Consider the following 25100-nt stretch of genomic DNA (forward strand, 5'->3'; position numbering starts at 1 on the left):
CATGCCGCGTACGGTGAACCGCGTGCTGCTCGGCCTCGTCGGCCTCGCCCTCGTCGTGCTCGGCGGGGCCGTCCTCGCCGTCGGCCTCGGCGCCTCGCCGCCGTCCTGGTGGCTGCACGACGGGCGGCACGACGTGCTGCTCAGCGCGGCGCAGCGCACGCGGTGGCGCGAGCGCGGCTGGTGGTGGCCCACCGTCATCGGCGCCCTCGCGCTGCTCGTGCTCCTGTCGCTGTGGTGGCTCACCGCCCAGCTGCGGCGGCGGCGCCTCGCGGAGGTCCTGGTCGAGACCGGGGACGGCGAGGGGGCGCTGCTGCGGGGCCGGGCGATGGAGAGCGCCCTGGAGAGCGAGGCGGCGGGGCTCGACGGGGTGGGGCGGGCGCGGGTCCTCCTGACCGGGCGGCGCAACGCGCCCGAGGCGCGGGTGGGGCTCGTCCTGGAGGCCGACGCCGTGCCCGAGGACGCGTTGCACCGCCTGTGCGTGGAGGCCCTGGCCCATGCCCGGGACTCGGCGGGCCTGGCCCGGCTCCCGGCGACGGTCCAGCTCCGGGCGGACAAACACCGCCCGGAACGCGTGAGCTAGCCCTCGCGGGCGCGCCCCAGACCCGCCCCTTCCCGAACCGGGGGCCGGCCGCCCCCGGCCCCCCGCCTTCATCGGCGCTCCGCGCCCCGTCCTCAAACGCCGGACGGGCTTGATCCTTTGGGGCCGGGCCGGGTCGCTGGGGTGGAAACGGGTGGGTGGGTGGGGGAAAACCCGCCGCGGTAGCGGCGGGCAGTGCAAAGGACGGCGTGCAGGCCGCGAGGTCGGGGCCGGGCCGGGTCGCTGGGGTGGTAACGGGTGGGTGGGTGGGGGAAACCCCGCCGCGGTAGCGGTGGGGGCGGCAGGCGGAGCCCGGGGCTAGAAGCCGTGGCGGGCGCCGCCGTCGATGGGGAGCATCACCCCGGTGATGTAAGAGGCCGCCGGCGAGAGCAGGAAGGCGGCCGCCCGCCCGAACTCCTCCGGAGCCCCGTACCGCCGCAGCGGAATGCCGGACTCGGAGGCGTGCCGGGACGCCTCCGGATCGGCGGTGAGCCCGTCGAGCTCGCGCACGCGCTCCGTGTCGATGCGCCCCGGCAGCACCCCGACGACCCGGATGCCGCGCGGCCCGAGCTCGTCCGCGAGGGACTTGGCGAATCCGGCGAGGCCGGGGCGGAGGCCGTTGGAGATGGTCAGGCCGGCGATGGGCTCGTACACGGACGAGGACAGGACGAAGCCGATGACGCCGCCCTCGCCGAGCTCCGCCGCCGCGGCCCGCGCGAGCCGTACCGCGCCGAGGAACACCGACTCGAACGACGCCTGCCACAGCTCGTCCGTGGCGTCGGCGGCGAAGGCGAACGGCGGGCCGCCCACGCTGACGAGGATGCCGTCGAAGCCGCCGAAGCGCTCGCGGGCGGTGGCGACGAGCCGGGCGGGTGTCGCGGGGTCGGCGTTGTCCGCGCCGACGCCGACCGCGTTCGGGCCGAGCTCCGCGGCCGCCGCGGCGGCCGTCTTCTCGTCGCGGCCGGTGAGGACGACTTTGGCGCCGTCCTCGACGAGGGCGCGCGCGGTGGCGTTGCCGAGGCCGCGGGTGGCGCCGGTGACGACGTAGACACGGTTGTTCAGGCCAAGATCCATGGGCCCTATCCTGCCGTGCCGGGGTCGGGGCCGAACAGGGAGAAGGCGGTAGTGACGAGTCCCACGTGGCTGAACGCCTGCGGGAAGTTGCCCAACTGGCGGCCCTGCGCCGCGTCGTACTCCTCGGCGAGCAGCCCCACGTCGTTGCCCAGCTCCAGGAGCCGCTCGAAGAGGGCGCGGGCCTCCTTCGTCCGGCCGGACAGGTGCAGCGCGTCGGCGAGCCAGAACGAGCAGGCCAGGAAGACGCCCTCGTGGCCGGGCAGGCCGTCGACCGTGATGCCGTCGGTGCTGTAGCGGCGGACGAAGCCCTCGCGGGTGCCGAGGTCCTCGCGGACGGCGTCGATGGTGCCGAGGACGCGCGGGTCGTCGGGCGGCAGGAAGCCCACGCGCGGGATCAGGAGCAGCGCGGCGTCCAGCTCCCGGGAGCCGTACGACTGGGTGAACGTGCCCCGGTCCGCGTCGTAGCCGCGGGCGCAGACCTCGTCGTGGATCTCGTCGCGCAGCCGCCGCCAGCGGTTCGCGTCGCCCTCCAGGTCGGGCCGCTCCTCCAGGGTGCGTACGGTGCGGTCGGCGGCGACCCAGGCCATCACCTTGGAGTGCACGAACTGACGGCGCGGGCCGCGCACTTCCCACAGCCCCTCGTCCGGCTCGCGCCAGACCTGCCGCAGGAACTCCATGAGCGCGAGCTGGATGCGCCAGGCGTGCGGGCGCGTCGCCATGCCCGAGTGGCGGGCCAGCCAGAGGGAGTCGACGACCTCGCCGTACACGTCGAGCTGGCGCTGGCACACGGCCGCGTTGCCGAGCCGCACCGGCACCGAGCCCGCGTACCCCGGCAGCCACGCGGCGTCCGCCTCGGGCAGCCGCCGCTCGCCCCCGAGCCCGTACATGATCTGGAGGTCCGCGGGGTCGCCCGCGACCGCGCGCAGCAGCCAGTCGCGCCAGGCCTCGGCCTCGTCCAGGTACCCGGCGGTGAGCAGCGCGGCGAGCGTGAGCGTGGAGTCGCGCAGCCAGCAGTAGCGGTAGTCCCAGTTGCGGACACCGCCGAGCTCCTCCGGCAGGGAGGTGGTGGGCGCGGCGACGATGCCGCCGGTCGGGGCGTACGTGAGGGCCTTGAGGGTGATCAGGGAGCGGACGACGGCGTCGCGGTGCGGCCCCTCGTAGCGGCAGTGCGCCACCCACGCCCGCCAGTCGTCGACGCTCTCGCGCAGCGCCCGCTCGGCGTCGATGAGCGGCGGGCGCGGCTCGTGCGAGGGGTGCCAGGTGAGCACGAAGGTCACGCGCTCGCCCGCGCGGACGGTGAACTCGGCGTGCGTGGCGTCCGCGCGGCCCCAGGCGCGAACGTCGGGCTCGGTGCGCAGCCACACCGCGTCGGGGCCCGCGACCGCCACCCGGTGGCCGTCGCAGCGGCGCATCCAGGGCACGACCGAGCCGTAGTCGAAGCGAAGGCGCAGCGTGCTGCGCACGGTCACCTCGCCCTCGACGCCCTCGACGACGCGCACCAGGTCGGGGGCGCGGTCGCGCTGCGGCATGAAGTCGGTGACGCGGACCGTGCCGCCCGGGGTGTCCCACTCGGTGTCGAGGACGAGCGAGTCGGGCCGGTAGGCGCGGCGCGCGCAGAGGTCGGCGCCCTGCGGAGCGATGCGCCAGTGGCCGTGCTCGTCCTCGCCGAGCAGCGCGGCGAAGCAGGCCGCGGAGTCGAAGCGGGGCAGGCACAGCCAGTCGATGGAGCCGGTCCGCGCCACCAGGGCGGCGGTCTGGTGGTCGCCGATGAGGGCGTAGTCCTCGATGGGTCGCTGCACGGGGGACGGCTTCCCGGTTCGCCGACGCGCCAATCCGGCCCGCGGCGGCAGGGGCAACGGGGGCCCGGCCGTGCACGGTTGGCCCCCGCGGCTTCGCCCGAGCGCCGGACGCGGGAGGCACTCCTTCGGGATACTCGTGAGCATGCCGAACAACGAGGGCGGATGGCGGCCCCCCGGCTACGACGGGCCGGGCTGGGAGCCTCCCAGAGAGCCGCCGCAGGGCCCGCCTCCGGGCGGCGGGCGCGGGCCCGGCGGCGGGCCCCGCTGGAGCGTGCCGGGGGTGGTCGCGGTGATCGTGATCGCGGTCTGGTCCGTCCTGGCCTACCAGTGGACCCAGCAGAACGACTGCGGGCTCGTGGAGTCGTACGGCCTGGTCCTCTCGCACGGCACCCCCGACCCCTGGGAGATGTGCGGCTAGCGAAGCGGCACCGGAGGGTGCGTCAGGCGGCGGTCGCGGCCGCTTCGGGCGCCGCCTCCGCCGCGGCCGCCTCGCGGCGGTCCCGCACCTCCCGGCGCACCAGGACGATCCACCCGGCCGGCACGCCCGCCGCGAACAGCCACCACTGGATCGCGTACGCCATGTGCGCGCCGATGCTGCTGTGGTCGGGGGCGGCGATGAGCTGCGGGGAGCCGCCGGGGTTGTCCGGCGCGGTCTGCGCGACGTAGCCGCCGAGGACCGGCTTGCCCAGGGCGTGGGCCTGCTGGCCGCTGCTGATCAGCATGATCTGGCGGTCGGGCAGGCCGCGGACGTCCTTGATGCCGCTGGCCGCCGACGTCTCGTCGGCCATCAGACGGCCGGTGACGGTGAGCCGGCCCTTGGGCGGGGCGGGGATCTTGGGGAAGGCGGTCTGCGGGCCGTCGGCGCGGATCCAGCCGCGGTTCACGAGGAGCACCTTGCCGTCGCGCAGGACGAACGGGGTCAGCACGTGGTAGCCGACCTCGTCGTCGGAGTTGGTGCGGCGCCGGACGACGACCTCGTGCTTGGTGTCGTACGTCCCCTCGGCCGTCACCCGGCGGTAGACGTCGGAGTCCCGCACCTCGCGGCCGGGCGCGGTCAGCCGCTCGGCGGGCACCGGCTCGGCGTCGATGACCCGTGCGATCTTGTCGTTGCGCGCCACCCGCGCCTCGTGCCGGTGCAGCTGCCAGAAGCCCAGCTCGATCATCACGGGGATGAGGACGAGGCCGACGAGGGTGAGGATCACCCACTGGCGGGACAACAGGAAGCGGTACACGCCTCTGACGGTACCTGTGCGCGACGGAGCCCCCGACGGGAGGGTCCCGTCGGGGGCTCCGGTGGTTTCTCGTATGTCCGCTGTCACACCGCGACGCCCGCTGTCGCAGCACGACGTCCGCTGTCACGGCACGGCGTATCCGCCGTCACACCACGACGTCCGCCGTCACACCTTGTCGACGATGCCCACCCGCCCCTCCGCGCGCGAGCAGTGCGCCCCGCAGTACCAGTGCCCGTCGGCCTCGACGCCCTGGCCGATGATGCGGCACCGGCAGTGCTCGCAGATCGGCGCCATGCGGTGGATGGCGCAGGAGAAGCAGTCGAAGACGTGTACCGCGCCCTGGGCGTGGACTTCGAAGGACATGCCGTAGTCGTTTCCGCAGACCTCGCAACGTGCCATGCGCCACAGGGTGGGACCCGGCGGCGGTGCGGGGCGAGCGGCGGGCGGGCGAGTCGCCCGGCAATCACCCGTCTGACGCCGGGGGCCTCGCGCCGCGGGCGGTGCCCGCCGCCGTGCCGTCGGCCGGGGCCACGTCCTGGAGGAGCTGGCCGAAGGCCGCCTCGTCGATGACCGGGGTGCCGAACGACCGCGCCTTCGTCGTCTTGGACGTGCCCGAGTCCGGGTCGTTCGTGACGAGCAGGCTGGTGAGCCGGGACACGCTCGTCGCGATGTGCAGGCCCGCGTCGAAGGCGCGGTCCTCCAGGAGCTCGCGGTCCACGGAGGTGTCGCCGGAGAAGGCCACGCGCATGCCCTGCTTGAGCGGCTTGCCCGGCTCGTACCGCCCCGGGTTCGGGTAGGGGCAGGCGGGGCGCTTGCGGGAGGCGCGCCAACTCTGTGCGCGGTACGCGGACTCGGACGCCGGGGAGCCGGTGGCCTGGCGGCCGATGCGGGCCGCGCCGTCGGCCCACTCGGTCAGCGGGCGGCACTCCAGGAGCGGCAGCCGCACGCCGTCGCTCGCCGCCGCGCGCAGGCTCGGGCGGAACGCCTCGGCGAGGACGCGCGCGTCGTCCAGGGCGTGGTGCGCGTGCCGCTGGACCACGCCGAAGTGCGCGGCGAGCGACTCCAGCTTGTGGTTGGGCAGCGGCAGGCCGAGCTCCTTGGAGAGCGCGATGGTGCACAGGCGCTGGCGGACCGGCGCGGTGCGCTCCGCGCGCGCGTACTCCCTGGCGATCATGGACCAGTCGAAGACCGCGTTGTGCGCGACGAGGACGCGGTCGCGCAGGCGCTCGCCGAACTCCTCGGCGATGTCCGCGAAGAGCGGGGCGTCGGCGAGCTGGTCGCTCGTCAGGCCGTGGATCCACACCGGGCCCGGGTCGCGCTGCGGGTTCACCAGCGTGTACCAGTGGTCCTCGACCTCGCCGCGGGCGTCGAGACGGTAGACCGCGGCGGAGATGATCCGGTCGTCCTTGGACAGCCCTGTGGTCTCCACGTCGACGACCGCGTACCCCGACGGGTAGGCGGTCGGCCAGGAGTCTGCGGACGCGGCGAGCGTGCGGTCTTCGAGCATGGTCCCTGAGGATACGGGCCACGACTGACAGTCACGCCCGTGGGCCACCGGCCTCCCCTCGCACCCGGCCCTCCGCGTCACGGTGCCGGGCCGAGCAGACCCCTCACCAGGGCCCGCACCGAAAGGGTGAAGAGCCGCTCCGCGTCCAGGGGGCGCGCGAGGGCACGGGCGAGCGCGGGGTCGGCGTCCGCGGCGTCCGCGTCCCAGAGCCGGTGCTCGCCGGGGCGCTGGACGGGCGCGCGCTCGCGGTTGCGCTCCACCAGGACGTGGCCGACGACGTGGACCTGGAGCGCCCGCACGGCGTCGGCCGCGCGGGCGCCGCGCAGCCCCGCCGCGTGCAGCTCGCGCACCAGGACCCGCTGGGCGGGCAGGAACATGCGGTCCGTCAGGCCGCGTTCGTGGACCATCGCGACCAGATGGGGGTGGTCGCGCAGCTGGTGGCGCAGGGCGCGCGCCACGGAGACCACGCGCTGGTCCGGGGTGCGGCCCCGCGGCCGGATCTCGCCCAGGTCGGCGAGGGTGCGCTCGACGAGGGCGTCCAGGAGCGACTCGCGGTTGCCGACGTGCCAGTAGATGGAGGTCACGGCCGTGCCGAGCTCGGCGGCGAGCTTGCGCATGGTCAGGGCGCGCGGGCCGTGCTGCTTGACGAGGCCCGCCGCGGCGTCCAGGACCTGTTCCCGGTCGAGGTGGGCCGTCCGCGTCTCTTTACCCTTCACGGGCTCTGTTGTAACTGTGTTACAGAACCTCCCGCAAGACGTCGCAGAAACCTGACGGATCGTCAACGAAGGGCGGTACGACATGGCACGCGTACGCTACGGCGCGCGCACCGAGGCGGAGCTGGCCGCGGCACGGACAGCGAACGCGCGGCTCCCGGAGATCTGGTCCACGGGCGTGGTCGCCCTCTGGGAGAGCGACCCGGACGTGGTCGCGGCGGTCCTGCCGCCGCCCCTGAAGCCCACCGCGCGCCCCCTGGTGCGCGTGAACATCAGCAAGGTCGAGCTGCCCGGCTACCCCCTGGGCGCGGGCTCGGTCGCCGTCGCCGCCGAGCACGGCGCGGTGGCGGGCTGGTACCCCCTGGTGATGCCGATGACCCACGAGCGGGCCCTGACCGGCGGCCGCGAGGTCTTCGGCGAGCCGAAGAAGCTCGGCGAGGTCACGGTCGAGCGCGACGGCCTCGTCGTCCGCGCGGCGCTCGCCCGGCACGGCATCGCGTTCGTCGAGGTGCGCGGCGGCGTCAGCGGCCCCCTGCCGCTGCCGGAGCCCACGCGCAAGACCGACTTCTACTTCAAGTTCCTGCCCGCGGTGGACGGCTCGGGCTTCGACACGGACCCCGTCCTGGTCCACTGCGTCCGCAACGAGAAGGTCCGCAAGCTGGAGCGGATCACCGGGGACGTGGTCCTGCGCGAGTCGATGTACGACCCGGTGGCCGACCTGCCCGTGCGCCGCCTGGTGGAGATCACCATCGGCGAGAAGACCAGCGACCAGCGGGGCACCGTCGTCGAGCGGGTCAGCCCCGAGGCGCTCCTGCCGTACGTCCACCAGCGCTACGACGACGCCCGGCAGGTGCTCGACGGGCCTCCGGAGGGCAGTGCCTGATGGAGCTCGCGACGGGACAGGTGGCCGTCGTCACCGGCGCGGCCGGCGGCATCGGGCTCGCGCTCGCGCGCGGGTTCGCGGCGCGGGGCCTGACGGTGGTGCTCGCCGACGTCGAGGAGGGCGCCCTCCACAAGGCGGCGGACGGACTGCGCGCGGAAGGGGCGACGGTCCACGCGCGCGTGGTCGACGTCGGCGTGCGCGAGCAGGTCCACGCGCTCGCCCAGGACACCTACGAACGGTTCGGCGCGGTGCACGTCCTGTGCAACAACGCCGGGGTCGGCTCGGGCGCGGAGGGCCGCATCTGGGAGCACGAGCCGAACGACTGGAAGTGGGCCTTCGAGGTCAACGTGTGGGGGGTCTTCCACGGCATCCAGGCGTTCGTGCCCCGGATGATCGCCGGGGGAGAGCCGGGACACGTCGTCAACACGTCCTCCGGGGACGGCGGCATCGCACCGCTGCCGACGGCCTCCGTGTACGCGGTCACGAAGGCCGCCGTCGTCACCATGACGGAGTCCCTGTACGCGCATCTGCGGGCGGAGCACGCGCGCGTGGGCGCGTCCGTGCTCTTCCCCGGGCCCCACATGCTCCGCACCGGCCTGTGGGAGTCGCACCGCAACCGGCCCGAGCGGTACGCCAAGCAGCGCCCCCGCAAGGCCCTGTACCGCACCCTCGGCCAGTGGGAGGCCGCCATGCGCGAGGCCGGGCAGGAGGTCGTCTTCACCCCGGTCGAGGAGGTCGCGGACCTGGTGGCCGAGGGCATCGCGGCGGACCGCTTCTGGCTGCTGCCCGCGAGCGAGCACAGCGACCGGCAGATCAGGGCGCGGGCGCGGTCCATGCTGGAGCGCTCCGCGCCGGACTACCTGGAGAAGTTCATCCTCGACTGAGGAGTCCCGATGACGGACCCGCACGAGACGCACACGACGGACGAGACGCACGAGAACCGCGCGACCCCCGGGGCTCCCGCCGCCCCCGACGCCCACGACCCGTACCTGGTCATCTCCTCGGACTGCCACGCCGGCCTGCCCACCGAGGAGTACCGGCCCTATCTGGAGGCCCGGTACCACCGGGACTTCGACGCCTTCCTCGCCGGGCGCGAGCGGCGCCGCGAGGAGATGACGCGTCTGGGGATCCGCAACGAGGCCTTCGCCGCGAAGTGGTTCAGCGACAACGAAGAGGGCCTGAAGGGCGGCTGGGACGCCGGGCGGCGGATCAAGGAGCTGGACGGCGACGGCGTGGCCGCCGAGGTCGTCTTCCCGGACGCCGACGCCGTCGACAGCCGGACCGCGGCGCCCTTCGGGGTCGGCCTCGGCCTCTCCGGGGACCAGGACCCCGACCTCGGCATGGCGGGCGCGCGGGCGCACAACCGCTGGCTCGCCGACTTCGTGTCCGAGCACCCCGAACGGCACTGCGGCGTGGCCCTGCTGCCCGTCACCGCGGACCCCGAGCGCGTGGTGGCCGAGATCCACCGGGCCAGGGAGTCGGGGCTCGGCGCGCTGATGATCCCCTCCATGTGGGTCGACAAGGCGCCCTACCACGACCGCCGCTACGACCCCGTGTGGGCCGCGGCGGCCGCGTGCGCGATGCCGGTGATGACCCACTCCGGGGCCGCGCCGCGGCACGAGTACGGCGACCACCTCGGCGTCTACGTCTCCGAGGTGACGTGGTGGCCCGCGCGGCCCCTGTGGTTCCTGCTGTGGTCCGGAGTGTTCGAGCGCCACCCGGGGCTGCGGTTCGGCGTCGCGGAGTCCGGCTGCTGGTGGCTGCCGAACCTCCTGTGGTTCATGGACCGCCTCTACCTGGGCGCGCACGGCGGCAAGAAGCTGTCGCCCTTCGCCGAGCTGTCGCGCCCGCCGCACGCGTATCTGGACCGGCAGGTGTTCGTCTGCGCCACCAACACCAAGCGCCGCGAGCTGGCCCAGCGCTACGAGATCGGCGTCGACAACATCCTGTGGGGCAGCGACTTCCCGCACCCCGAGGGCACCTGGCCCGGCACGCGCGCGTGGCTGCGCGACACCTTCCACGACATCCCGGTGGCGGAGACCCGGCGCATGCTGGGCCTCGCCGCCGCCGAGGTGTTCGGCTTCGACACCGCGCGGCTCGCCCCGCTGGCCCGCCGCATCGGGCCGACCCCCGCCGAACTCGGCCAGGACCCCGACCAGGACGCCGTCACCGCCTCCTGGGCGCGCTCGCGCGAGGTCGGCCGCCACTGGCTGACCGGCCACGACTTCCCGACCCTTGGGGTGAACCGATGACCGAGCGCTACACCGTCATCTCCGCCGACTGCCACGCGGGCGCGGACCTCCTCGACTACCGGCCCTATCTGGAGTCCCGCCACCACGACGCCTTCGACGCCTGGGCGGCCACGTACGTCAATCCGCACGAGGACCTCCTCGCCGACGCCGCCGACCGCAACTGGAACTCCGAGCGCCGCCTCGCGGATCTCGCGCGGGACGGCATCGTCGCCGAGGTCGTCTTCCCCAACACCATCCCGCCGTTCTTCCCGTCGGCGTCCCTCATGGCGCCCGCCCCGACGCGCGAGGAGTACGCGCTGCGCTGGGCGGGCCTGCGCGCCCACAACCGCTGGCTCGCCGACTTCTGCGCGGCCGCCCCGGGCCGCCGCGCGGGCGTCTTCCAGATCCTGCTCAACGACGTCGACGAAGCCGTGAAGGAGATCCGCCGGGCCGTCGCGGCGGGGCTCACCGGCGGTCTCCTGCTCCCGGGCACCCCGCCGGGCTCGGGCCTGCCCGAGCTGCACGCGCGCGCGTACGACCCGATCTGGGCGGTCTGCGCCGAGCTCGGGGTGCCGGTCAACCACCACGCGGGCTCGGCGTCGCCGCCGCTCGGCGAGGAGCCCGCGGCGCGCGCGGTGTTCATGGTCGAGACGACGTGGTTCTCGCACCGGGCCCTGTGGCACCTGATGTTCGGCGGTGCCTTCCGCCGCCACCCCGGGCTCCGCCTCGTCCTCACCGAGCAGGGCTCCGGCTGGATCCCCGGCGTCCTGGAGATGCTGGACTACTACCACGGGCGGCTCGTCGCGGCGGCGACGCGGACGGACACCGCCGAGTCCAAGTTCGGGGCCGGGCTCGCGGAGCAGATGGGCGCGGGCCCCTCGCGGGTGTGGCGGGAGAACTGCTTCGTGGGCGCGAGCTTCATGCGCCCGCACGAAGCGGCGCTGCGGGAGCGCATCGGCGTGGACAAGGTCATGTGGGGCAGCGACTACCCGCACGACGAGGGGACGTACCCCTACTCCAGGGAGGGCCTGCGCGCCGCCTACGCGGGCCTTCCGCGCGCGGAGGTCGCGGCCATGGTCGGCGGCAACGCCGCGCGCGTGTACGGCTTCGACCTGGAGCGCCTGGACGCCCTCGCGGCCGAGGTCGGCCCCACGGTCGAGGAGCTCGCCGAACCCCTCAAGGAGCCTCCTGCCGATGCCACGAGTCCGGTGTTCGCCCCCGGAGGGTCGGTCCGCGTCTGGTGACGCGGGCGGTGCCATGCTCCCCCTGTGACGGAAGCCACGCATGAGGAAGCGCACGGCGGTGCCCTGGGGTCCCGCCTCAACTGGCTGCGGGCCGCCGTGCTCGGCGCCAACGACGGCGTGGTCTCCACCGCGGGCCTCGTCGTCGGCGTCGCCGGGGCCACCGACGACCGCGGCACCCTCCTGACGGCGGGCCTCGCGGGCCTGCTCGCGGGCTCCATGTCCATGGCGGCGGGCGAGTACGTGTCGGTGTCCACGCAGCGCGACTCCGAGAAGGCCGCCCTGGCTCAGGAGAAGCGCGAGCTGCGCGAGCAGCCGGAGGCCGAACTCGCGGAGCTGACCGACCTGCTGGCCGGGCGCGGGCTCAGCCGCGACGTGGCCCGCGAGGCCGCGCAGCAGCTCACCGAACGGGACGCGCTGCGCGCCCACGCGCGCGTGGAGCTCGGCATCGACCCCGACGAGCTCGCCAACCCCTGGCACGCCGCGTGGGCGAGCTTCGTCGCCTTCACCGTCGGAGCCCTGCTCCCGCTCCTCGCGATCGTCCTGCCGCCCGCCGCCTGGCGCCTGCCCGTCACCGTCGTCTCGGTCCTCGCGGCACTCGCCCTCACGGGCCTGGCGAGCGCCCGCCTGGGCGCGGCCCGCGTGCGCCCGGCGGTGCTCAGGAACGTCCTCGGCGGGGCCCTGGCGATGGCGGTGACCTATGCGGCGGGCGCGCTCCTGGGAGCGGCCGGAGTCTGAGGGGCAAGGGCGGAGATCGCCAACAACCGAGGGCGTACCGTCGGTAATACTTGTCGGTAACAACCTCTAGGCAGCAGCCCGGAGCCCGCCTACGGTGACGGCATGTCGTCCCCGAACCTGCCCGATGTGGTGCTCTGGTCGATCCCGGCCTTCGTGCTGCTCACCGTCGTCGAGATGGTGAGCGTCCGCCTGCATCCCGACGAGGACGCCGCCGGGTACGAGACGAAGGACGCGGCCACCAGCGTCACCATGGGGCTCGGCAGCCTCGTCTTCGACCTGCTGTGGAAGATCCCGATCGTCGCGGTCTACTCGGCCCTCTACTCCCTGACGCCGCTGCGCGTGCCCGTCCTGTGGTGGACGGTGCCGCTGATGCTGCTCGCGCAGGACTTCTTCTACTACTGGTCCCACCGGGGGCACCACGTCGTCCGCATCCTGTGGGCCTGCCACGTGGTGCACCACTCCAGCCGCAAGTTCAACCTGACGACCGCGCTGCGCCAGCCGTGGACGTCCCTCACGGTGTGGCCGTTCTACGTGCCGATGATCCTGTGCGGCGTGCACCCGGCGGCCGTCGCCTTCTGCTCGTCGGCCAACCTGGTCTACCAGTTCTGGGTCCACACCGAACGCATCGGCAAGCTGCCCCGGCCCGTCGAGTACGTCTTCAACACGCCCTCGCACCACCGCGTGCACCACGCGTCCCAGGGCGGCTACCTGGACCGCAACTTCGGCGGCATCCTCATCGTCTGGGACCGGGTCTTCGGCTCCTGGGTCCCGGAGACGGACCGCCCCGTCTACGGCCTGACCAAGGACATCTCCACGTACAACCCCCTGCGCGTGGCCACCCACGAGTACGCGGCGATCGCCAGGGACGTGAAGCGGGCGACCAGTTGGCGCGCCCGAGCGGGCCACGTCTTCCGGGGCCCGGGCTGGCAGCCGGCGCCTCCGCCCGAGCCGACGGCCGCCGCACAGCCGCAGAAGACTCCGGAGCGCGCGGCATGACCCGCCCCACGCCCACTGTGGGCAATCGTTCCGCAGGGCGAGCGGGGTGTCCCCTGCTCGAGCGAAGCCGAGAGCTTGGGGAAGGGTGGGCACGGCCCACGCCGCCCCGCGCCGGAAACCAGGGCCGGGCCCCCTGGGCCCTGGCCGCCTTCGCCCTGCTCGCGCTCGGCGACCTGGCGGGCGTCCTGGCCGGGTCCGACACCGCCCACACCCTCCTGAAGCCCCTCCTCATGCCGACGCTCGCCCTCTACGTGGTGTTCAGCGGCGGCCCCCGCCTCCTCGTGGCCGCGCTGGCCTTCGGCTGGGGCGGCGACACCCTCCTCCTGGCGGACGCCGATCCCGCGTTCCTCGCCGGGATGGCGTCCTTCGCGGCGGGCCACGTCTGCTACCTCGCCCTGTTCCGCCGGCGGGGGACCGCCCACTCCAGGCCCCGGGGCGCGGGTCTGGTCCTCGCGTACGGTGCGGCGCTCGGCGTCACCGTGGCGCTGCTCTGGCCCGACCTGCCGCCCGACATGCGCGTCCCGGTCGCGGGCTACAGCCTGCTCCTCACGGCGATGGCGGGCGGTGCCACCACCCTCGGGCTCACGGCGGCCGCGGGCGGCGCGCTGTTCCTGCTCTCGGACACGCTCATCGCGACCGACGTGGCCGACTGGCCGCAGGCCCCGCGCCCCGACTTCTGGATCATGCTCACCTATCTGGCGGCCCAGGCCCTCCTGGCCCGCTCCGTCCTCACCAGCGGATCGGCAGCGGCACGGCGGTGAGCAGCGCCGACACGGCGACCACGGCGCCGAGCACGAGCACTTCGGCGCGCGCGGGCGCGTAGGCCGCGATCCGCTCGCCGCCGGAACACCGCTTCAGCCGGCGCCGGGCGAGCAGCGCGAGGACGGCCACGACGGCCACGAGCAGCAGCTTGGCGAGCATCGTGCGGCCGTACGCGGTCGTCGTCAGCTGGTCGACGACCGTGTCCGGCGGCATGCGGCGCAGCGTGCTGACGATCCCGGTCGCGGTGATCGCGGCGAACAGAACGGCCGCCACGCGCGCGTAGAGGCCCAGTACGGCAACGGCTGCCTCCGGGGCGGACGTTCGCCAGCGCCACAGGACCCGCAGCGCGTACAGCAGGCCGCCCGCCCACAGGGCCGCGCACGTCAGATGGACGAGGGTCAGGCCGGATCCGGCCAGGGCGGCGTCCTCCGCGGGCGGGTGGGCGCGCAGCGCCTCCGCGACGACCACCGCCGCCAGCGGCAGGACCGCGCTGTCCGGGCGGCGCGTGCGCGCGCACAGCGCGGCCACGAGGAACGCGTTGACCTCCAGGAGCGCGAGGCGGCCGTCCCGCGACGCGTACAGGCCGCCGAGGTCCAGGTCCGACGGCCGGTGCGGCACCAGATTGCCGCTGGCCACGACCGACGCGAGCCCCAGCGCCGCGAAGAGGCCCGCGCCCGCGGCCCACCACCCCCACGCGGGCGGCGCCGACGCCACCGGCGCCCCGGGCACCCGGCGCGCGACCCGGCGGATGAACACCTCGCCGAGCTGTACGCACAGCGCGGCGAACAGGACCGTCCGCAGAAACGTGATGCCCTGCGTGCCGGGCGCCTCTGCCTCGCCGGTACCGTCGAGCACGGCCGAGGGGCCCAGCAGCGGCACCACCGCGGCGACGGCCACGAGCACGAGCACGGCGACGGCGCGTCCCGACGACGCGCGGCGGTGCGTAGCGCGGTGCCCCGCGCGCGAGGCGGCGGCCGCCTCCGCCGAGGCCTCGCCTCCCGCTGAGGGGGCGCCCGCCGCCAGGGAGTCTCCGGTTTCCACGGACGGTCGTATGGTCACTACACGATCTTCACCAGTCATCCCACTTCGGGGCAAGTCCGGGCAAACAACTGGTGCGGTGCCTTTCCGCCCGGTGAGGTCCGCTCAGCGCCACACGGGTGCGTCCGCGCCCCAAGGGCCCGGCGGGCACGCCCAGTTCGCCGGGCCGCCGGTGAAGGCGACCGGCGACCGGGCGTACCGCAGTCGCCCGAGGGGGCTGTCCGTGTGAGCGAGCCGGTCCGTGGGGTCGTACGCGCGCGTGCGGTCCGACGAGCCCGCGGGGTCGTCCGTGGCGGATCCTGTGCCGGACGCGTGGCCCGGTGGGTGTCCCGGTGCGGGCCCCGGGGCGCCCTCGCCGGCCACCGTCCCGGTCAGCCACGCCGCCGTCCGGGCCAGGGCGAGCCGGGCGAGGCGGGTGCCGCCCGCGCCGTTCGTCCGCTGCTCGGTGAGCGCCCGCAGGACCGCCGCGGCCAGCAGATAGCCGCTGCCGTGGTCCAGCGCCTGCGCGGGCAGTGCGCCGGGCCGCTCCGGCGAGCCCTCCGTGGCGGCGATGCCCGTCGCCACCTGTACCAGGCTGTCGAAGCCGCGCCGCCGCGCCCACGGACCCGTCGTGCCCCACGCCGACAGCTGCGCCACCACAAGGCCCGGGCGGCGCTCGGCCAGCGCGTCGGGGGAGAGCCCGAACCGGTCGAGGGCGCCGGGCCGGTAGCCGGTCACCACCACGTCGGCCCCGGCGAGCAGGTCCTGGAACGTCCGCAGGCCCGCGCGGCCACCGAGGTCGAGGGCCGTGGAGCGCTTGCCGAAGCCCGTGTCCGCGTGCTGGTCGGGCAGCTCCGGGCGGTGCGGCGGGTCCACGCGCAGCACGTCCGCGCCGAGCAGCGCGAGGGTGCGGGTCGCGACCGGGCCCGCGATGACCCGGGTGAGGTCCAGGACGCGTACCCCGGCCGCGGGCAGGAGCGGCCCCGCGGCGGGCGGTGGCAGGGTGCGCGGCGCGCCGCCGCCGAGCCGCTCGCGCCCCACCAGGGGCAGCCGCGCCACCGCCGCCGCCTGCGGATGCGCGGCCCACTCCCGCGGGGTGCGCAGCGCGACGGCGAGGCCCCCGGCGGCGTACACCGCGGCCTCGGCCTCGACGGCGGGCAGCGCGGCGAGCCGCGCGGCGACCGCGTGCACGGTCGCCTCGCTGTCCGCGTCGGCCGTGCTCGCGGCGAGGCCGAGGCCGGCGAGCAGGCGCTCCCGGTGGTGGGGGTAGTTCGCGTGCGTGCGCACCCAGCCGTCCGCGGTGCGCCAGAACCGGGACAGGGGCGCGAAGGTGACCGGTGCGCGCCCGTCCACGAGCAGCTGCCGCTCACTGGTGAACGCGGCGGCCACGGCACCGTCGTCCACGCGCGCGTGCGGCACGGGTCCTCCCGTGCGCAGGGCCGCGAGCTCGGCGGCCGCGAGCGCGCAGGCGCCGACGCAGGCCCGCGCGAGGGCGCGTACCGGAAGCCGTGCCGCCAGGGTGTCGTCGCGCACGACGGGGGAGAGGCGGGCCAGGGCCTCCGGGGCGCCGCCGAGCGCCGCCCACGCGTACGCGGTCCCGGCGGGCGACTCCCCGTCGGGCAAAGGTGGTTGTGTCATACAGTCACTATGGCGTGGGTCCCGTGGCGCCGGGTGCGGAGGCCGCCGACCACCACAGCCGGATCTCCTGCGCGGGGTCCGAGGGCCGCAGCTCCCAGCCTCGGGCCGCCGCCGCCTCGACCACGTAACCGCCGCCCACGCCCCGGTACTTGCGCAGCGGCACCTCGCACTCCACCGGCGGGGCGGGCTTCTTGTCCTCCTTGGGCTTCGACGCCCGCTCCGTCCAGGTGTCCAGGTATCCGTCGACCCGGGCCCGGTAGAAGGCGGCATCGCCCTCGTGCCGCAGCTCGGGCCAGGTCACGATCCAGCGCGGCCAGATCGCGATCAGGCCGAGGACCCGGTCCATGACGCGCTCGGCGCCGCTCTCGAAGCCCGGGATCACGGTGAGGATCTCCGCGAACAGGGCGATCACGAAGGCCACGACGGCGAGGACGAGGAGCAGCAGCCACCACACCGGCAGCACGACCACCGTGACCAGGAACCGCAGGACCAGCTGCCACGTCGGGCGCACCGGCTCGGCGCGCCACTGGTCGGGGCCTTCGTGGACGAATGACGAGTCTCGGTAGGCGTACATGGGCGGCATCCTCTCGCGAAGGGCCGGGCGGTCCGCAACCGCCCGGCCCCGACCGCCTCCCAGCGGTCCGGTGTTGCTCCCTCAAGGGGCTACTTCCGCACGGCGTCCAGCGCGTCGATCATGCCCACGCCGTAGAAGCCGTTCTTGTTCCTGCCGCCCTCGCACACCGCGTCGACCTTGCCGTCGCCGTCGATGTCGTAGGGGTCGGTGCACGCCATCGCGTCGGCCTGCCGGTACAGCAGGGCCTTCACCCGGGCCGCCGAGGCCTTGGGGTGCGCCGACTTGATCAGCGCGGCCACGCCCGCGGCGTGCGGCGACGCCATCGACGTGCCCGCCTTGTAGCCGAACTTGCCGCCCGGCAGCGTCGACAGGATCAGCCCGCTGGTGGCGGGCGGCTGCGGCTTCTGGAACGCCGTCGAGTCGCCGCCGGGGGCCGCGATGTCGATGACGCCCTTGCCGTAGTTGGAGAACGAGGACTTCAGGCCCTTCGCGCCCGTGGAGGACACCGTCACGACGCCCGGCAGCTGCGACGGCAGGTCGAAGCAGTCCGCGGTCTTGATGGTGCGCTCCACCGGCGTCGAGTCGTTCGGGCTCGACTTGTCGACGATCTCTTCCTGGGCGAGGTCCGTCTTGGCGTTGCCCGCCGCCGCCACGTTCACGGCGCCCTTGCGCTCCGCGTACCGGCTGGCGCGGCCGACCGCGTCGACCAGGGCCCGCTGGTCGTCGTCCGTACGGCAGTTGAACAGCCACGGGTCCGTGTAGTAGCTGCTGTTCGTGACGTCCACGCCGTGCTCGGCCGCCCACACGAAGCCGCAGACGACGGCCTCCGTGTAGTACAGACCGGTCGCCGGCTCGGCCACCTTCAGGCTCGCCACCTTCACGCCCGGCGCGACCCCGGTGACGCCGGTGCCGTTCTTCGCGGCGGCGATCGTGCCCGCCACGTGCATGCCGTGGTCGCTCTCCTTGGCCACCGGCCGCCAGGCGTTGTCCTTCTGCGTGGGCACACCGCCCAGACAGCTCGCGGACGCGTTCCTGTCGAAGTTCGGTGCGATGTCCGGGTGGGTGTCGTCGACGCCGGAGTCGAGGACGCCGACCGTCACCGCCGGGCTGCCCAGGGACTCCTTGTGCGCCTGGTCCGCCTTGATGGCGGGCAGGTCCCACTGGAGCGGCTCCAGCTCGTCCTGGCCGTCGGCCGCCGTGCCCGCGGCCGCCCGGGCCTCCTTCGCGGACAGCGGGCGCGCCGCGTCGATGTCGTCGCTGGACTGGGCGGACAGCGGCGTCGTGCGCGTGGCCCCCGCCGACTGCACGCCCTTGACCTGGCGGATCTTCTTCGCGAAGTCCGGGTCGGAGGAGTGCACGACGATGACGCCGATCTGGTCGTACGCGATGACGACCTCGCCGCCCGCCTTCGCGATGGCCTTCTTGACGTACGTCGCTGTCCAGCCGCCGTGTCCCTCACGGACGTTGACGACGTAGCTCATGGCGGAGCCGTCGGCCTTCTGCTGCTGCGCGGCGGGCGCGGACGGCGCGTCGGGCTGCGCCGCCGCCGTGCCCGGCAGGAAGGCGAGCGCGGACACCACGGCCACACCGAGGGGAAGGGCGAGCGCGCGACGCCCGAAGGATGCGGAGTGCCTGGTCACGTAGGTGCTCCCCCTCACTTCTTCGTCACGGCGTCGAGCGCGTCGACGATGCCGTAGCCGTAGAAGCCGTTGCGGTTCTTGTCGCCCTTGCAGACGGCGTCGACCTTGCCGTCACCGTCCGGGTCGTACGGCTTGTCCGGGCAGCCCGGGTTGTCCGCCTGCTTCTTGAGGAGCTTCTGGAGCTGGGCCGGGCTCGCCTTGGGGTGCGTGGACTTCAGCAGGGCGGCGACGCCCGCGGCGTGCGGCGAGGCCATCGAGGTGCCCTGGAGCCAGGCGTACTCGCCGCCCGGCATCGTGGAGAGGATGCCGCCGTCCTTCGAGGGGGTGTCCGTCGGCTTCTGGTAGCGGCGGTCGCCGCCGGGGGCCGCGATGTCGATGACGCCGTTGCCGTACGTCGAGTAGTACGACTTGGCCTTGTACACGCCGGTCGCGCTGACCGTGACGACGCCCGGGAGCTGGGTGGGCACGTCGAGGCACTTGTGCGGGTCGATGGTGCGCTTGACCGGGGTGGAGTCGTCGGGGCTCGACTCGTCGACGATCTCGTCCGCGTCCAGGTCGTGGTTGGAGTTGCCCGCGGAGGCGAGGTTCAGGGTGCCCTTGCGCTGGGCGTAGAGCTGGGCCCGGTTGACCGCGTCGAGGATGGCCCGCTGGTCCGGGTCGTCCTTGCAGTTGTACAGCCACGGGTCCACGTAGTAGCTGTTGTTGGTGATCTCGATGCCGTTGTCGGCGGCGAACACGAAGGCGCAGACGACGCTCTCCGGGTAGAACAGCTCGCTGACCGGGTCGGCCACCTTGATGCCCGCGACCTTGACGCCGGGTGCCACCCCGGCGACGCCTATGCCGTTGCGGGCCGCGGCTATCTCGCCCGCCACGTGCGTGCCGTGGTAGTGCTCCTTCTTCGCCGGACGCCAGGCGCCGGGCGAGGTGTCGGCCTTGCCGCCGACGCAGCTCGCCGACTGCTTGGCGGAGAAGCTGGGCGCCAGGTCGGGGTGGGTGTCGTCGACGCCGGTGTCGATGACGCCGACGGTGACCTTCTTGCTGCCCGGGTCGATCTGCGCGGCCTTGTCGGCGCCGATGGCCCGCAGGTCCCACTGGTCGCCCTCCAGCGGCTCGGACGCCGCCCGGCCCGAAGCGGCCTTCTGCTGGGCCGCCTTGAGCCGGTCGGCCCGGTCCTTGGACAGGAAGGTGGGCGCGCCCTCCTCGGTCGTCCCGGCCGCCGTCAGCGGGGCCGTGCGGGTGGCGCCCGCGGACTGCACACCGGGCACCGCCCGCAGCTGCTTGCCGAAGTCCGGGTTGGCCGAGTGCGCGACGATCACGCCGATCTTCCGGTACGTCACGACGACCGTGCCGTCGGCCCTGGCGATCGCCTTCTTCACGGAGGCGATGGTCTTGGCGTCGGTGCGGGTGTTCACGACGTACGCCAGCTTGCCCGCCGAGGGTGCCTCGACGGCCCGCGCCGCGGCCGGCCCCGGGTGGTCGAGCGGGGCCGCCGCCGCGCCCGGGCCGAAGCCGACAGCCGCGGCGAGGGCGACACCGAGCGGCACGGCGAGCGCGAGCCGTCTGGAGCGGGACGGGCGCGAGGAGCGCAGATGAGCCATGGGTTCTCCACATCATCCGGATACGGAACTGCCCGAACACTGCTGGTGCTCGGGCAGATGCTGACGGGTGGTGCCAGGTGCATGACTAGTTGTGCAGGGTGAAGCTAACCCCAGTGCTCCCGGGCCAGCAATGACTTCTTGCAAAAGGCCGGGAAAGGGCCCGTTCAAGCCGCTCCGGGCGCGCCGTCGTGACGTTGAACAGCGCGGAGAAGCAATATCAACCCCCTGTCGGATCACGTCCCCTGGGCCTAACATCACCATCCTCGGCCCACGTGATCCGCGTCACTTCGAGAGCAGAGCACATGGATCACACCGCTTCCGTTTCCGTCCCCACCACCCCCGTACCACGAGGAGACTCCGTGGCCACCGACGTAACCCCACCGTCGAAGGGCGGCCCAGAACCCACCCGCTCGGTGCCCTCCACCGAGGAGTACGTCCAGGTGCAGCAGAGCGCGGAGTTCGGCGAACTGCGCGCCGCCCACCGCTCGTTCGCGTTCCCCCTCACCATCGCGTTCATCACCTGGTACCTGGTGTACGTCCTCCTCTCGAACTACGCCGGTGGCTTCATGGGCACCAAGGTGGTCGGCAACATCAACATCGCGCTCGTGCTCGGGCTCGCCCAGTTCCTCACCACCTTCCTCATCGCCTGGTGGTACTCGCGGCACGCCGCCACCAAGCTCGACCCGCGCGCGGACGCCATCAAGTCCCGGATGGAGGGCGGCGCGTGAACACCCCGATCGCCTCGACCGCCACGGCCTTCCCCGAGGCCCGCTCCACCGTGCTCGCCGCCAGCCAGGCCAGCGAGCACCGCCCGCTGATCATCACGCTGTTCGCGATCTTCGTCGTCGCCACCCTCGTCATCACCGTGTGGGCGGGCCGCCAGACCAAGAGCGCCGCGGACTTCTACGCCGGCGGACGGCAGTTCACCGGCTTCCAGAACGGCCTCGCCGTCTCCGGCGACTACATGTCCGCCGCGTCCTTCCTCGGCATCGCGGGCGCCATCGCCCTGTTCGGCTACGACGGCTTCCTGTACTCCATCGGCTTCCTGGTCGCCTGGCTGGTGGCGCTCCTGCTCGTCGCCGAGCCGCTGCGCAACTCCGGGCGCTACACCATGGGCGACGTCCTCGCCTTCCGCATGCGCCAGCGCCCGGTGCGCACCGCGGCCGGCACCTCCACCATCGTCGTGTCGATCTTCTATCTGCTCGCGCAGATGGCGGGCGCGGGCGTCCTGGTCTCCCTGCTCCTCGGCATCACCAGCGACGGCGGCAAGGTCGGCATCGTCGCGCTCGTCGGCGTCCTGATGATCGTGTACGTCACCATCGGCGGCATGAAGGGCACCACCTGGGTGCAGATGGTCAAGGCCGTCCTGCTCATCGCGGGCGCGCTCCTGCTGACCTTCCTGGTCCTGCTGAAGTTCGACTTCAACATCTCCGACCTGCTCGGCACCGCCGCCGAGAACAGCGGCAAGGGCGCGCCCTTCCTGGAGCCCGGCCTCAAGTACGGCGCCACGTCGACGTCCAAGCTGGACTTCATCTCGCTCGGCATCGCCCTGGTGCTCGGCACCGCGGGCCTGCCGCACATCCTCATCCGCTTCTACACGGTGCCCACGGCCAAGGCCGCCCGGAAGTCCGTGAACTGGGCCATCGGCATCATCGGCGCCTTCTACCTGATGACGATCGCCCTCGGCTTCGGCGCCGCGGCCCTGATCAGCCCCAAGGAGATCACCGACTCCAACCCGGCGGGCAACACGGCGGCGCCCCTGCTCGCCCTGCATCTGGGAGGCACCGACTCCAACTGGGGCGCGATCCTGCTCGCCACGATCTCCGCCGTCGCGTTCGCCACCATCCTCGCGGTCGTCGCGGGCCTCACGCTCGCCTCGTCCTCGTCGTTCGCGCACGACATCTACGCCAACGTGATCAAGAAGGGCAAGGCCGACGAGAAGGAGGAGGTCAGGGCCGCCCGCTGGGCGACGGTCTTCATCGGCATCGTCTCCATCGGCCTCGGCGCGCTCGCCCGCGACCTGAACGTGGCGGGCCTGGTGGCCCTCGCCTTCGCCGTCGCCGCGTCCGCGAACCTGCCGACCATCCTCTACAGCCTGTTCTGGAAGCGGTTCACCACCCAGGGCGCCTTGTGGTCGATCTACGGCGGCCTGACCACCGCCGTCGTCCTGGTGCTCTTCTCGCCCGTGGTGTCCGGCAACGAGAAGACCTCCATGTTCAAGGGCGTCGACTTCCACTGGTTCCCGCTGGAGAACCCGGGCCTCATCTCCATCCCGGTGGGCTTCCTGCTCGGCTGGCTCGGCACGATGCTCTCCAAGGAGGAGCCCGACAAGGACAAGTACGCGGAGCTGGAGGTGCGCTCCCTCACGGGCACCGGCGCCCACTGACCCAAAGCCGTCGCGCGGCCGCGTCGTAGGGATCTACGACGCGGCCGCGCGCGTCCTGTGGAAACGGCCCCTGTCGATGTCGGTCACGTCACGTAGGCTCATGGTCAAAGGGCGTACTACCGAACGCACCACCGATCCGGACCGGGGAGGGGGCCACGTGCTCATCGACACGTACGGCCGAGTGGCCACCGATCTGCGGGTTTCACTGACCGACCGGTGCAATCTGCGGTGCACGTACTGCATGCCGGAGGAAGGCCTCCAGTGGCTGGCCAAGCCCGACCTCCTCACCGACGACGAGATCGTCCGCCTGGTCCGCATCGCCGTCACCCGCCTCGGCATCGAGGAGATCCGCTTCACCGGCGGCGAGCCGCTCCTTCGCCCCGGCCTCGTCGGCATCGTCGAGCGCTGCGCCGCCCTGGAGCCGCGCCCCAAGATGTCCCTGACGACCAACGGCATCGGCCTCAAGCGCACCGCCGAGGCCCTCAAGGCCGCCGGTCTCGACCGGGTCAACGTCTCCCTGGACACCCTGCGCCCGGACGTCTTCAAGACCCTCACCCGGCGCGACCGCCACCACGACGTCCTCGAAGGACTCGAAGCGGCCCGCGCGGCGGCCCTGACCCCCGTGAAGGTCAACACGGTCCTGATGCCGGGGCTCAACGACGACGAGGCCCCCGACCTCCTGGCCTGGGCCGTCGAGCACGACTACGAACTGCGCTTCATCGAGCAGATGCCCCTGGACGCCCAGCACGGCTGGAAGCGCGAGGGCATGATCACGGCCGGTGACATCCTGGCCTCGCTGCGCACCCGCTTCGACCTCACCGAGGAGGGCTCCGAGCGGCGCGGCTCGGCGCCCGCGGAGCGCTGGCTCGTCGACGGCGGCCCGCACCGCGTCGGTGTGATCGCCTCCGTCACGCGCCCCTTCTGCGCGGCCTGCGACCGCACCCGGCTCACCGCCGACGGACAGGTCCGCACCTGTCTGTTCGCCACGGAGGAGACCGATCTGCGCGCCGCCCTGCGCGCGGCGGACAGCTCGGACGAGGAGATCGCCCGCATCTGGAAGCTCGCGATGTGGGGCAAAAAGGCGGGATCAGGTCTGGACGATCCGGCGTTCCTCCAGCCCGAGCGCCCCATGTCGGCGATCGGCGGCTGACCCCGGCGCCGACCCGCCGGACGGACCCTAGGCCGCCGGGCCGTCCCCGGACGGCTGCGCGGCATCCCACTCCGCCAGCGTGACGACGTCCTTGAGGAAGCCCCGCACACCGAGGAACTGGGACAGGTGCTCGCGGTGATCCTCGCAGGCCAGCCACGTCTTCCGGCGCTCCGGAGTGTGCAGCTTCGGGTTGTTCCAGGCGAGCACCCACACGGCGGCCGCACGGCAGCCCTTGGCGGAGCAGACGGGGGTTTCGTCGGTCACGTATTCATCCCAAACAAGGCGACGCCGAGCAGCCACGGGGGGAGCTGCCCGGCGTCGGTCTGTCGCTCCGACGGGGGATGCGGAGCGCGTACGAAGTATGTCACGGCCAAGTGGCCGCCTGGCACCGGAACTCCATGATTGATCTGAGCTTTTCTTGAGCTTGGCGTAACGTCGTCGGTCAGCCCTGTTCCCGTGACGGCGCCCGGGGCTCCTCGCGGGCGGCCCCGAGCGGCTCTTCCGAGACGGATTCCGCGCTCCGCTCGCCGGGCGCGGCGGCGGCCAGCATCGGCCGCGACGGCGCCGGTACGAAGGTTGACGGAAGCGAAGGCGCGTTCTCCCGGCCCGCGTTGGCGATCACCACCGCGACGTACGGCAGCAGTATTCCGAGCACCAGCGCGACGAGCGCGACGTGCCGTTCGACGTTCCAGAGGACCGCGGCGGCAATGACCGAAACAGTGCGGACGGACATCGAGATCACATAGCGCCGCTGCCGTCCCCGCACGTCGTCCGCGAGGCCCTGCCTGGCCCCTGTGATCCGGAAGACCTGAGCGCCGTTCTGCTTCCGCATCACATTCCACCGCCTGCCCGTTCGCGCCAGACCCTCCCCGGCCTGGACCCCTCCACGTTACGCCGCACCTGCGCCGTCGCGTAGACCGGGTCCGGCCCCGCCCCACGGTCTCCGGTGCGTCGCGCCACGTATGGCGGAGCCCGACATGCGCCGTACGGAGGATGGACCGACACTGAGCGTAATGCTCATGTCGAGCCGTCTGAGGAGGCAGCTATGGGCTGGTTGTGGGCGATCATCGTGGGCTTCGTGCTCGGTCTGCTCGCCAAGGCGATCCTGCCGGGGAAGCAGCACAGTCCGCTCTGGCTGACGACCGTGTTCGGCATCATCGGCGGCGTGCTCGGAAACTGGATGGCTGCGGGACTCGGCATCGACGAGACCAAGGGCATCGACTGGGGGCGGCACGCGCTCCAGCTCGGCGCGGCGCTCGTGGTCGTGGCGGTCGGCGACATGTTGTACAAGGCGGTCAAGGGCAACAGACAGACGACCTGAACCGCGCCCGGAGCGCATGGGGA

General features: G+C 73.4%; 26 protein-coding genes. 13 read left to right on the forward strand and 13 right to left on the reverse strand.

Features of this window, described 5'->3' with window-relative positions:
• Window position 1: 1 nt before the first annotated feature.
• The gene (gene amaP, locus AC5WAM_RS31880) at window positions 2-580 is read left to right on the forward strand and encodes an alkaline shock response membrane anchor protein AmaP (protein ID WP_366792405.1); all 579 of its coding nucleotides are present in this window, start codon (window positions 2-4) and stop codon (window positions 578-580) included.
• A gap of 315 nt (window positions 581-895) precedes the next feature.
• Here amaP and AC5WAM_RS31885 read toward each other — a convergent pair whose 3' ends face one another.
• Both AC5WAM_RS31885 and AC5WAM_RS31890 read right to left on the reverse strand, forming a co-directional pair.
• The gene (locus AC5WAM_RS31885; protein ID WP_366792406.1) at window positions 896-1651 is read right to left on the reverse strand and encodes an SDR family oxidoreductase; all 756 of its coding nucleotides are present in this window, start codon (window positions 1649-1651) and stop codon (window positions 896-898) included.
• Between the two features lie 5 nt (window positions 1652-1656).
• On the reverse strand, window positions 1657-3450 hold the full coding sequence (locus tag AC5WAM_RS31890; protein WP_495519650.1) for a glycoside hydrolase family 15 protein: 1794 nt from the start codon (window positions 3448-3450) through the stop codon (window positions 1657-1659).
• 142 nt (window positions 3451-3592) lie between these two features.
• On the opposite strand from AC5WAM_RS31890, the gene AC5WAM_RS31895 reads away from it, so the two are divergent.
• Window positions 3593-3868, forward strand: a complete 276-nt coding sequence (locus AC5WAM_RS31895) for a hypothetical protein (RefSeq protein ID WP_366792408.1) — start codon at window positions 3593-3595, stop codon at window positions 3866-3868.
• A gap of 22 nt (window positions 3869-3890) precedes the next feature.
• Here the strand turns inward: AC5WAM_RS31895 and AC5WAM_RS31900 are convergent, their stop codons facing one another.
• From AC5WAM_RS31900 to AC5WAM_RS31915, 4 genes are all read right to left on the reverse strand, one after another.
• Window positions 3891-4682: an SURF1 family cytochrome oxidase biogenesis protein gene (locus AC5WAM_RS31900; protein WP_495519651.1), complete on the reverse strand. Its 792-nt coding sequence runs from the start codon at window positions 4680-4682 to the stop codon at window positions 3891-3893.
• Window positions 4683-4847: 165 nt separating this feature from the next.
• A complete protein-coding gene (locus AC5WAM_RS31905; RefSeq protein ID WP_078869160.1) occupies window positions 4848-5081 on the reverse strand; it encodes a metallothionein in 234 nt (77 codons plus the stop codon).
• Between the two features lie 64 nt (window positions 5082-5145).
• Window positions 5146-6189 carry a DEDDh family exonuclease gene (locus AC5WAM_RS31910; RefSeq protein WP_495519652.1) on the reverse strand — a complete coding sequence of 348 codons (1044 nt, stop codon included), beginning with the start codon at window positions 6187-6189 and terminating at the stop codon, window positions 5146-5148.
• Between the two features lie 77 nt (window positions 6190-6266).
• The gene (locus AC5WAM_RS31915) at window positions 6267-6905 is read right to left on the reverse strand and encodes a TetR/AcrR family transcriptional regulator (RefSeq protein WP_495519653.1); all 639 of its coding nucleotides are present in this window, start codon (window positions 6903-6905) and stop codon (window positions 6267-6269) included.
• Between the two features lie 82 nt (window positions 6906-6987).
• Between AC5WAM_RS31915 and AC5WAM_RS31920 the strand changes: the two genes are divergently transcribed.
• The 7 genes from AC5WAM_RS31920 (at window position 6988) to AC5WAM_RS31950 (ending at window position 13752) form a co-directional block, all read left to right on the forward strand.
• Window positions 6988-7785: an acetoacetate decarboxylase family protein gene (locus tag AC5WAM_RS31920; protein ID WP_138958944.1), complete on the forward strand. Its 798-nt coding sequence runs from the start codon at window positions 6988-6990 to the stop codon at window positions 7783-7785.
• The gene (locus AC5WAM_RS31925) at window positions 7785-8669 is read left to right on the forward strand and encodes an SDR family NAD(P)-dependent oxidoreductase (RefSeq protein ID WP_495519654.1); all 885 of its coding nucleotides are present in this window, start codon (window positions 7785-7787) and stop codon (window positions 8667-8669) included. Before AC5WAM_RS31920 ends, AC5WAM_RS31925 begins: the two co-directional genes overlap by 1 nt.
• 9 nt (window positions 8670-8678) lie before the next feature.
• On the forward strand, window positions 8679-10037 hold the full coding sequence (locus tag AC5WAM_RS31930; protein WP_495519655.1) for an amidohydrolase family protein: 1359 nt from the start codon (window positions 8679-8681) through the stop codon (window positions 10035-10037).
• The gene (locus AC5WAM_RS31935; RefSeq protein ID WP_495519656.1) at window positions 10034-11260 is read left to right on the forward strand and encodes an amidohydrolase family protein; all 1227 of its coding nucleotides are present in this window, start codon (window positions 10034-10036) and stop codon (window positions 11258-11260) included. The genes AC5WAM_RS31930 and AC5WAM_RS31935 overlap by 4 nt, the downstream gene beginning before the upstream one ends.
• Before the next feature lie 24 nt (window positions 11261-11284).
• Window positions 11285-11995: a VIT1/CCC1 transporter family protein gene (locus AC5WAM_RS31940; RefSeq protein ID WP_366792415.1), complete on the forward strand. Its 711-nt coding sequence runs from the start codon at window positions 11285-11287 to the stop codon at window positions 11993-11995.
• 102 nt (window positions 11996-12097) lie between these two features.
• On the forward strand, window positions 12098-12991 hold the full coding sequence (locus AC5WAM_RS31945; RefSeq protein WP_366792416.1) for a sterol desaturase family protein: 894 nt from the start codon (window positions 12098-12100) through the stop codon (window positions 12989-12991).
• Window positions 12988-13752 carry a lysoplasmalogenase gene (locus tag AC5WAM_RS31950; protein WP_495519657.1) on the forward strand — a complete coding sequence of 255 codons (765 nt, stop codon included), beginning with the start codon at window positions 12988-12990 and terminating at the stop codon, window positions 13750-13752. Before AC5WAM_RS31945 ends, AC5WAM_RS31950 begins: the two co-directional genes overlap by 4 nt.
• On the opposite strand, the gene AC5WAM_RS31955 is transcribed toward AC5WAM_RS31950, so the two are convergent.
• The 5 genes from AC5WAM_RS31955 to AC5WAM_RS31975 all read right to left on the reverse strand — a co-directional run bounded on the left by AC5WAM_RS31955 (window position 13721) and on the right by AC5WAM_RS31975 (window position 20220).
• Window positions 13721-14794, reverse strand: a complete 1074-nt coding sequence (locus tag AC5WAM_RS31955; protein ID WP_495519658.1) for a CopD family protein — start codon at window positions 14792-14794, stop codon at window positions 13721-13723. The genes AC5WAM_RS31950 and AC5WAM_RS31955 overlap by 32 nt on opposite strands.
• 102 nt (window positions 14795-14896) lie before the next feature.
• On the reverse strand, window positions 14897-16408 hold the full coding sequence (locus tag AC5WAM_RS31960; protein ID WP_495519659.1) for a CoA transferase: 1512 nt from the start codon (window positions 16406-16408) through the stop codon (window positions 14897-14899).
• A 7-nt stretch (window positions 16409-16415) separates the two neighbouring features.
• Window positions 16416-16982 carry a hypothetical protein gene (locus tag AC5WAM_RS31965; protein WP_495519660.1) on the reverse strand — a complete coding sequence of 189 codons (567 nt, stop codon included), beginning with the start codon at window positions 16980-16982 and terminating at the stop codon, window positions 16416-16418.
• 89 nt (window positions 16983-17071) lie between these two features.
• Window positions 17072-18622, reverse strand: coding sequence for a S8 family peptidase (locus AC5WAM_RS31970; RefSeq protein WP_495519661.1), 1551 nt, complete (start codon window positions 18620-18622; stop codon window positions 17072-17074).
• Between the two features lie 14 nt (window positions 18623-18636).
• Window positions 18637-20220 carry a S8 family peptidase gene (locus AC5WAM_RS31975; RefSeq protein ID WP_495519662.1) on the reverse strand — a complete coding sequence of 528 codons (1584 nt, stop codon included), beginning with the start codon at window positions 20218-20220 and terminating at the stop codon, window positions 18637-18639.
• A gap of 359 nt (window positions 20221-20579) precedes the next feature.
• On the opposite strand from AC5WAM_RS31975, the gene AC5WAM_RS31980 reads away from it, so the two are divergent.
• From AC5WAM_RS31980 to moaA, 3 genes are all read left to right on the forward strand, one after another.
• Entirely contained in the window at window positions 20580-20948 is a 369-nt protein-coding gene (locus tag AC5WAM_RS31980; RefSeq protein WP_366792423.1) for a DUF485 domain-containing protein, read from the forward strand.
• The gene (locus AC5WAM_RS31985; RefSeq protein ID WP_249401666.1) at window positions 20945-22606 is read left to right on the forward strand and encodes a monocarboxylic acid transporter; all 1662 of its coding nucleotides are present in this window, start codon (window positions 20945-20947) and stop codon (window positions 22604-22606) included. The genes AC5WAM_RS31980 and AC5WAM_RS31985 overlap by 4 nt, the downstream gene beginning before the upstream one ends.
• Before the next feature lie 157 nt (window positions 22607-22763).
• A complete protein-coding gene (moaA, locus tag AC5WAM_RS31990) occupies window positions 22764-23756 on the forward strand; it encodes a GTP 3',8-cyclase MoaA (protein ID WP_495519663.1) in 993 nt (330 codons plus the stop codon).
• A 27-nt stretch (window positions 23757-23783) separates the two neighbouring features.
• Here the strand turns inward: moaA and AC5WAM_RS31995 are convergent, their stop codons facing one another.
• Entirely contained in the window at window positions 23784-24020 is a 237-nt protein-coding gene (locus AC5WAM_RS31995; protein WP_138958932.1) for a hypothetical protein, read from the reverse strand.
• Between the two features lie 178 nt (window positions 24021-24198).
• Complete coding sequence (locus tag AC5WAM_RS32000) at window positions 24199-24588, reverse strand: DUF3099 domain-containing protein (RefSeq protein ID WP_495519664.1); 390 nt, start codon at window positions 24586-24588, stop codon at window positions 24199-24201.
• A gap of 213 nt (window positions 24589-24801) precedes the next feature.
• Between AC5WAM_RS32000 and AC5WAM_RS32005 the strand changes: the two genes are divergently transcribed.
• On the forward strand, window positions 24802-25077 hold the full coding sequence (locus AC5WAM_RS32005) for a GlsB/YeaQ/YmgE family stress response membrane protein (RefSeq protein ID WP_366792428.1): 276 nt from the start codon (window positions 24802-24804) through the stop codon (window positions 25075-25077).
• The last annotated feature ends 23 nt before the right edge of the window (window positions 25078-25100 follow it).

The sequence above is a fragment of the Streptomyces sp. JLYT201 genome (assembly GCF_059448825.1).

Excerpts from the sequence above, each read along its gene's own strand:
- AC5WAM_RS31945 (WP_366792416.1), top strand. The coding sequence starts at position 12,098 with ATGTCGTCCCCGAACCTGCCCGATGTGGTGCTCTGGTCGATCCCGGCC.
- AC5WAM_RS31935 (WP_495519656.1), top strand. The coding sequence starts at position 10,034 with ATGACCGAGCGCTACACCGTCATCTCCGCCGACTGCCACGCGGGCGCG.
- AC5WAM_RS31930 (WP_495519655.1), top strand. The coding sequence starts at position 8,679 with ATGACGGACCCGCACGAGACGCACACGACGGACGAGACGCACGAGAAC.
- AC5WAM_RS31895 (WP_366792408.1), top strand. The coding sequence starts at position 3,593 with ATGCCGAACAACGAGGGCGGATGGCGGCCCCCCGGCTACGACGGGCCG.
- AC5WAM_RS31960 (WP_495519659.1), bottom strand. The coding sequence starts at position 16,408 with ATGACACAACCACCTTTGCCCGACGGGGAGTCGCCCGCCGGGACCGCG.
- AC5WAM_RS31950 (WP_495519657.1), top strand. The coding sequence starts at position 12,988 with ATGACCCGCCCCACGCCCACTGTGGGCAATCGTTCCGCAGGGCGAGCG.
- AC5WAM_RS31910 (WP_495519652.1), bottom strand. The coding sequence starts at position 6,189 with ATGCTCGAAGACCGCACGCTCGCCGCGTCCGCAGACTCCTGGCCGACC.
- AC5WAM_RS31920 (WP_138958944.1), top strand. The coding sequence starts at position 6,988 with ATGGCACGCGTACGCTACGGCGCGCGCACCGAGGCGGAGCTGGCCGCG.
- AC5WAM_RS31975 (WP_495519662.1), bottom strand. The coding sequence starts at position 20,220 with ATGGCTCATCTGCGCTCCTCGCGCCCGTCCCGCTCCAGACGGCTCGCG.
- AC5WAM_RS31905 (WP_078869160.1), bottom strand. The coding sequence starts at position 5,081 with ATGGCACGTTGCGAGGTCTGCGGAAACGACTACGGCATGTCCTTCGAA.
- AC5WAM_RS31965 (WP_495519660.1), bottom strand. The coding sequence starts at position 16,982 with ATGTACGCCTACCGAGACTCGTCATTCGTCCACGAAGGCCCCGACCAG.
- AC5WAM_RS32000 (WP_495519664.1), bottom strand. The coding sequence starts at position 24,588 with ATGCGGAAGCAGAACGGCGCTCAGGTCTTCCGGATCACAGGGGCCAGG.
- AC5WAM_RS31885 (WP_366792406.1), bottom strand. The coding sequence starts at position 1,651 with ATGGATCTTGGCCTGAACAACCGTGTCTACGTCGTCACCGGCGCCACC.
- amaP (WP_366792405.1), top strand. The coding sequence starts at position 2 with ATGCCGCGTACGGTGAACCGCGTGCTGCTCGGCCTCGTCGGCCTCGCC.
- AC5WAM_RS32005 (WP_366792428.1), top strand. The coding sequence starts at position 24,802 with ATGGGCTGGTTGTGGGCGATCATCGTGGGCTTCGTGCTCGGTCTGCTC.
- AC5WAM_RS31925 (WP_495519654.1), top strand. The coding sequence starts at position 7,785 with ATGGAGCTCGCGACGGGACAGGTGGCCGTCGTCACCGGCGCGGCCGGC.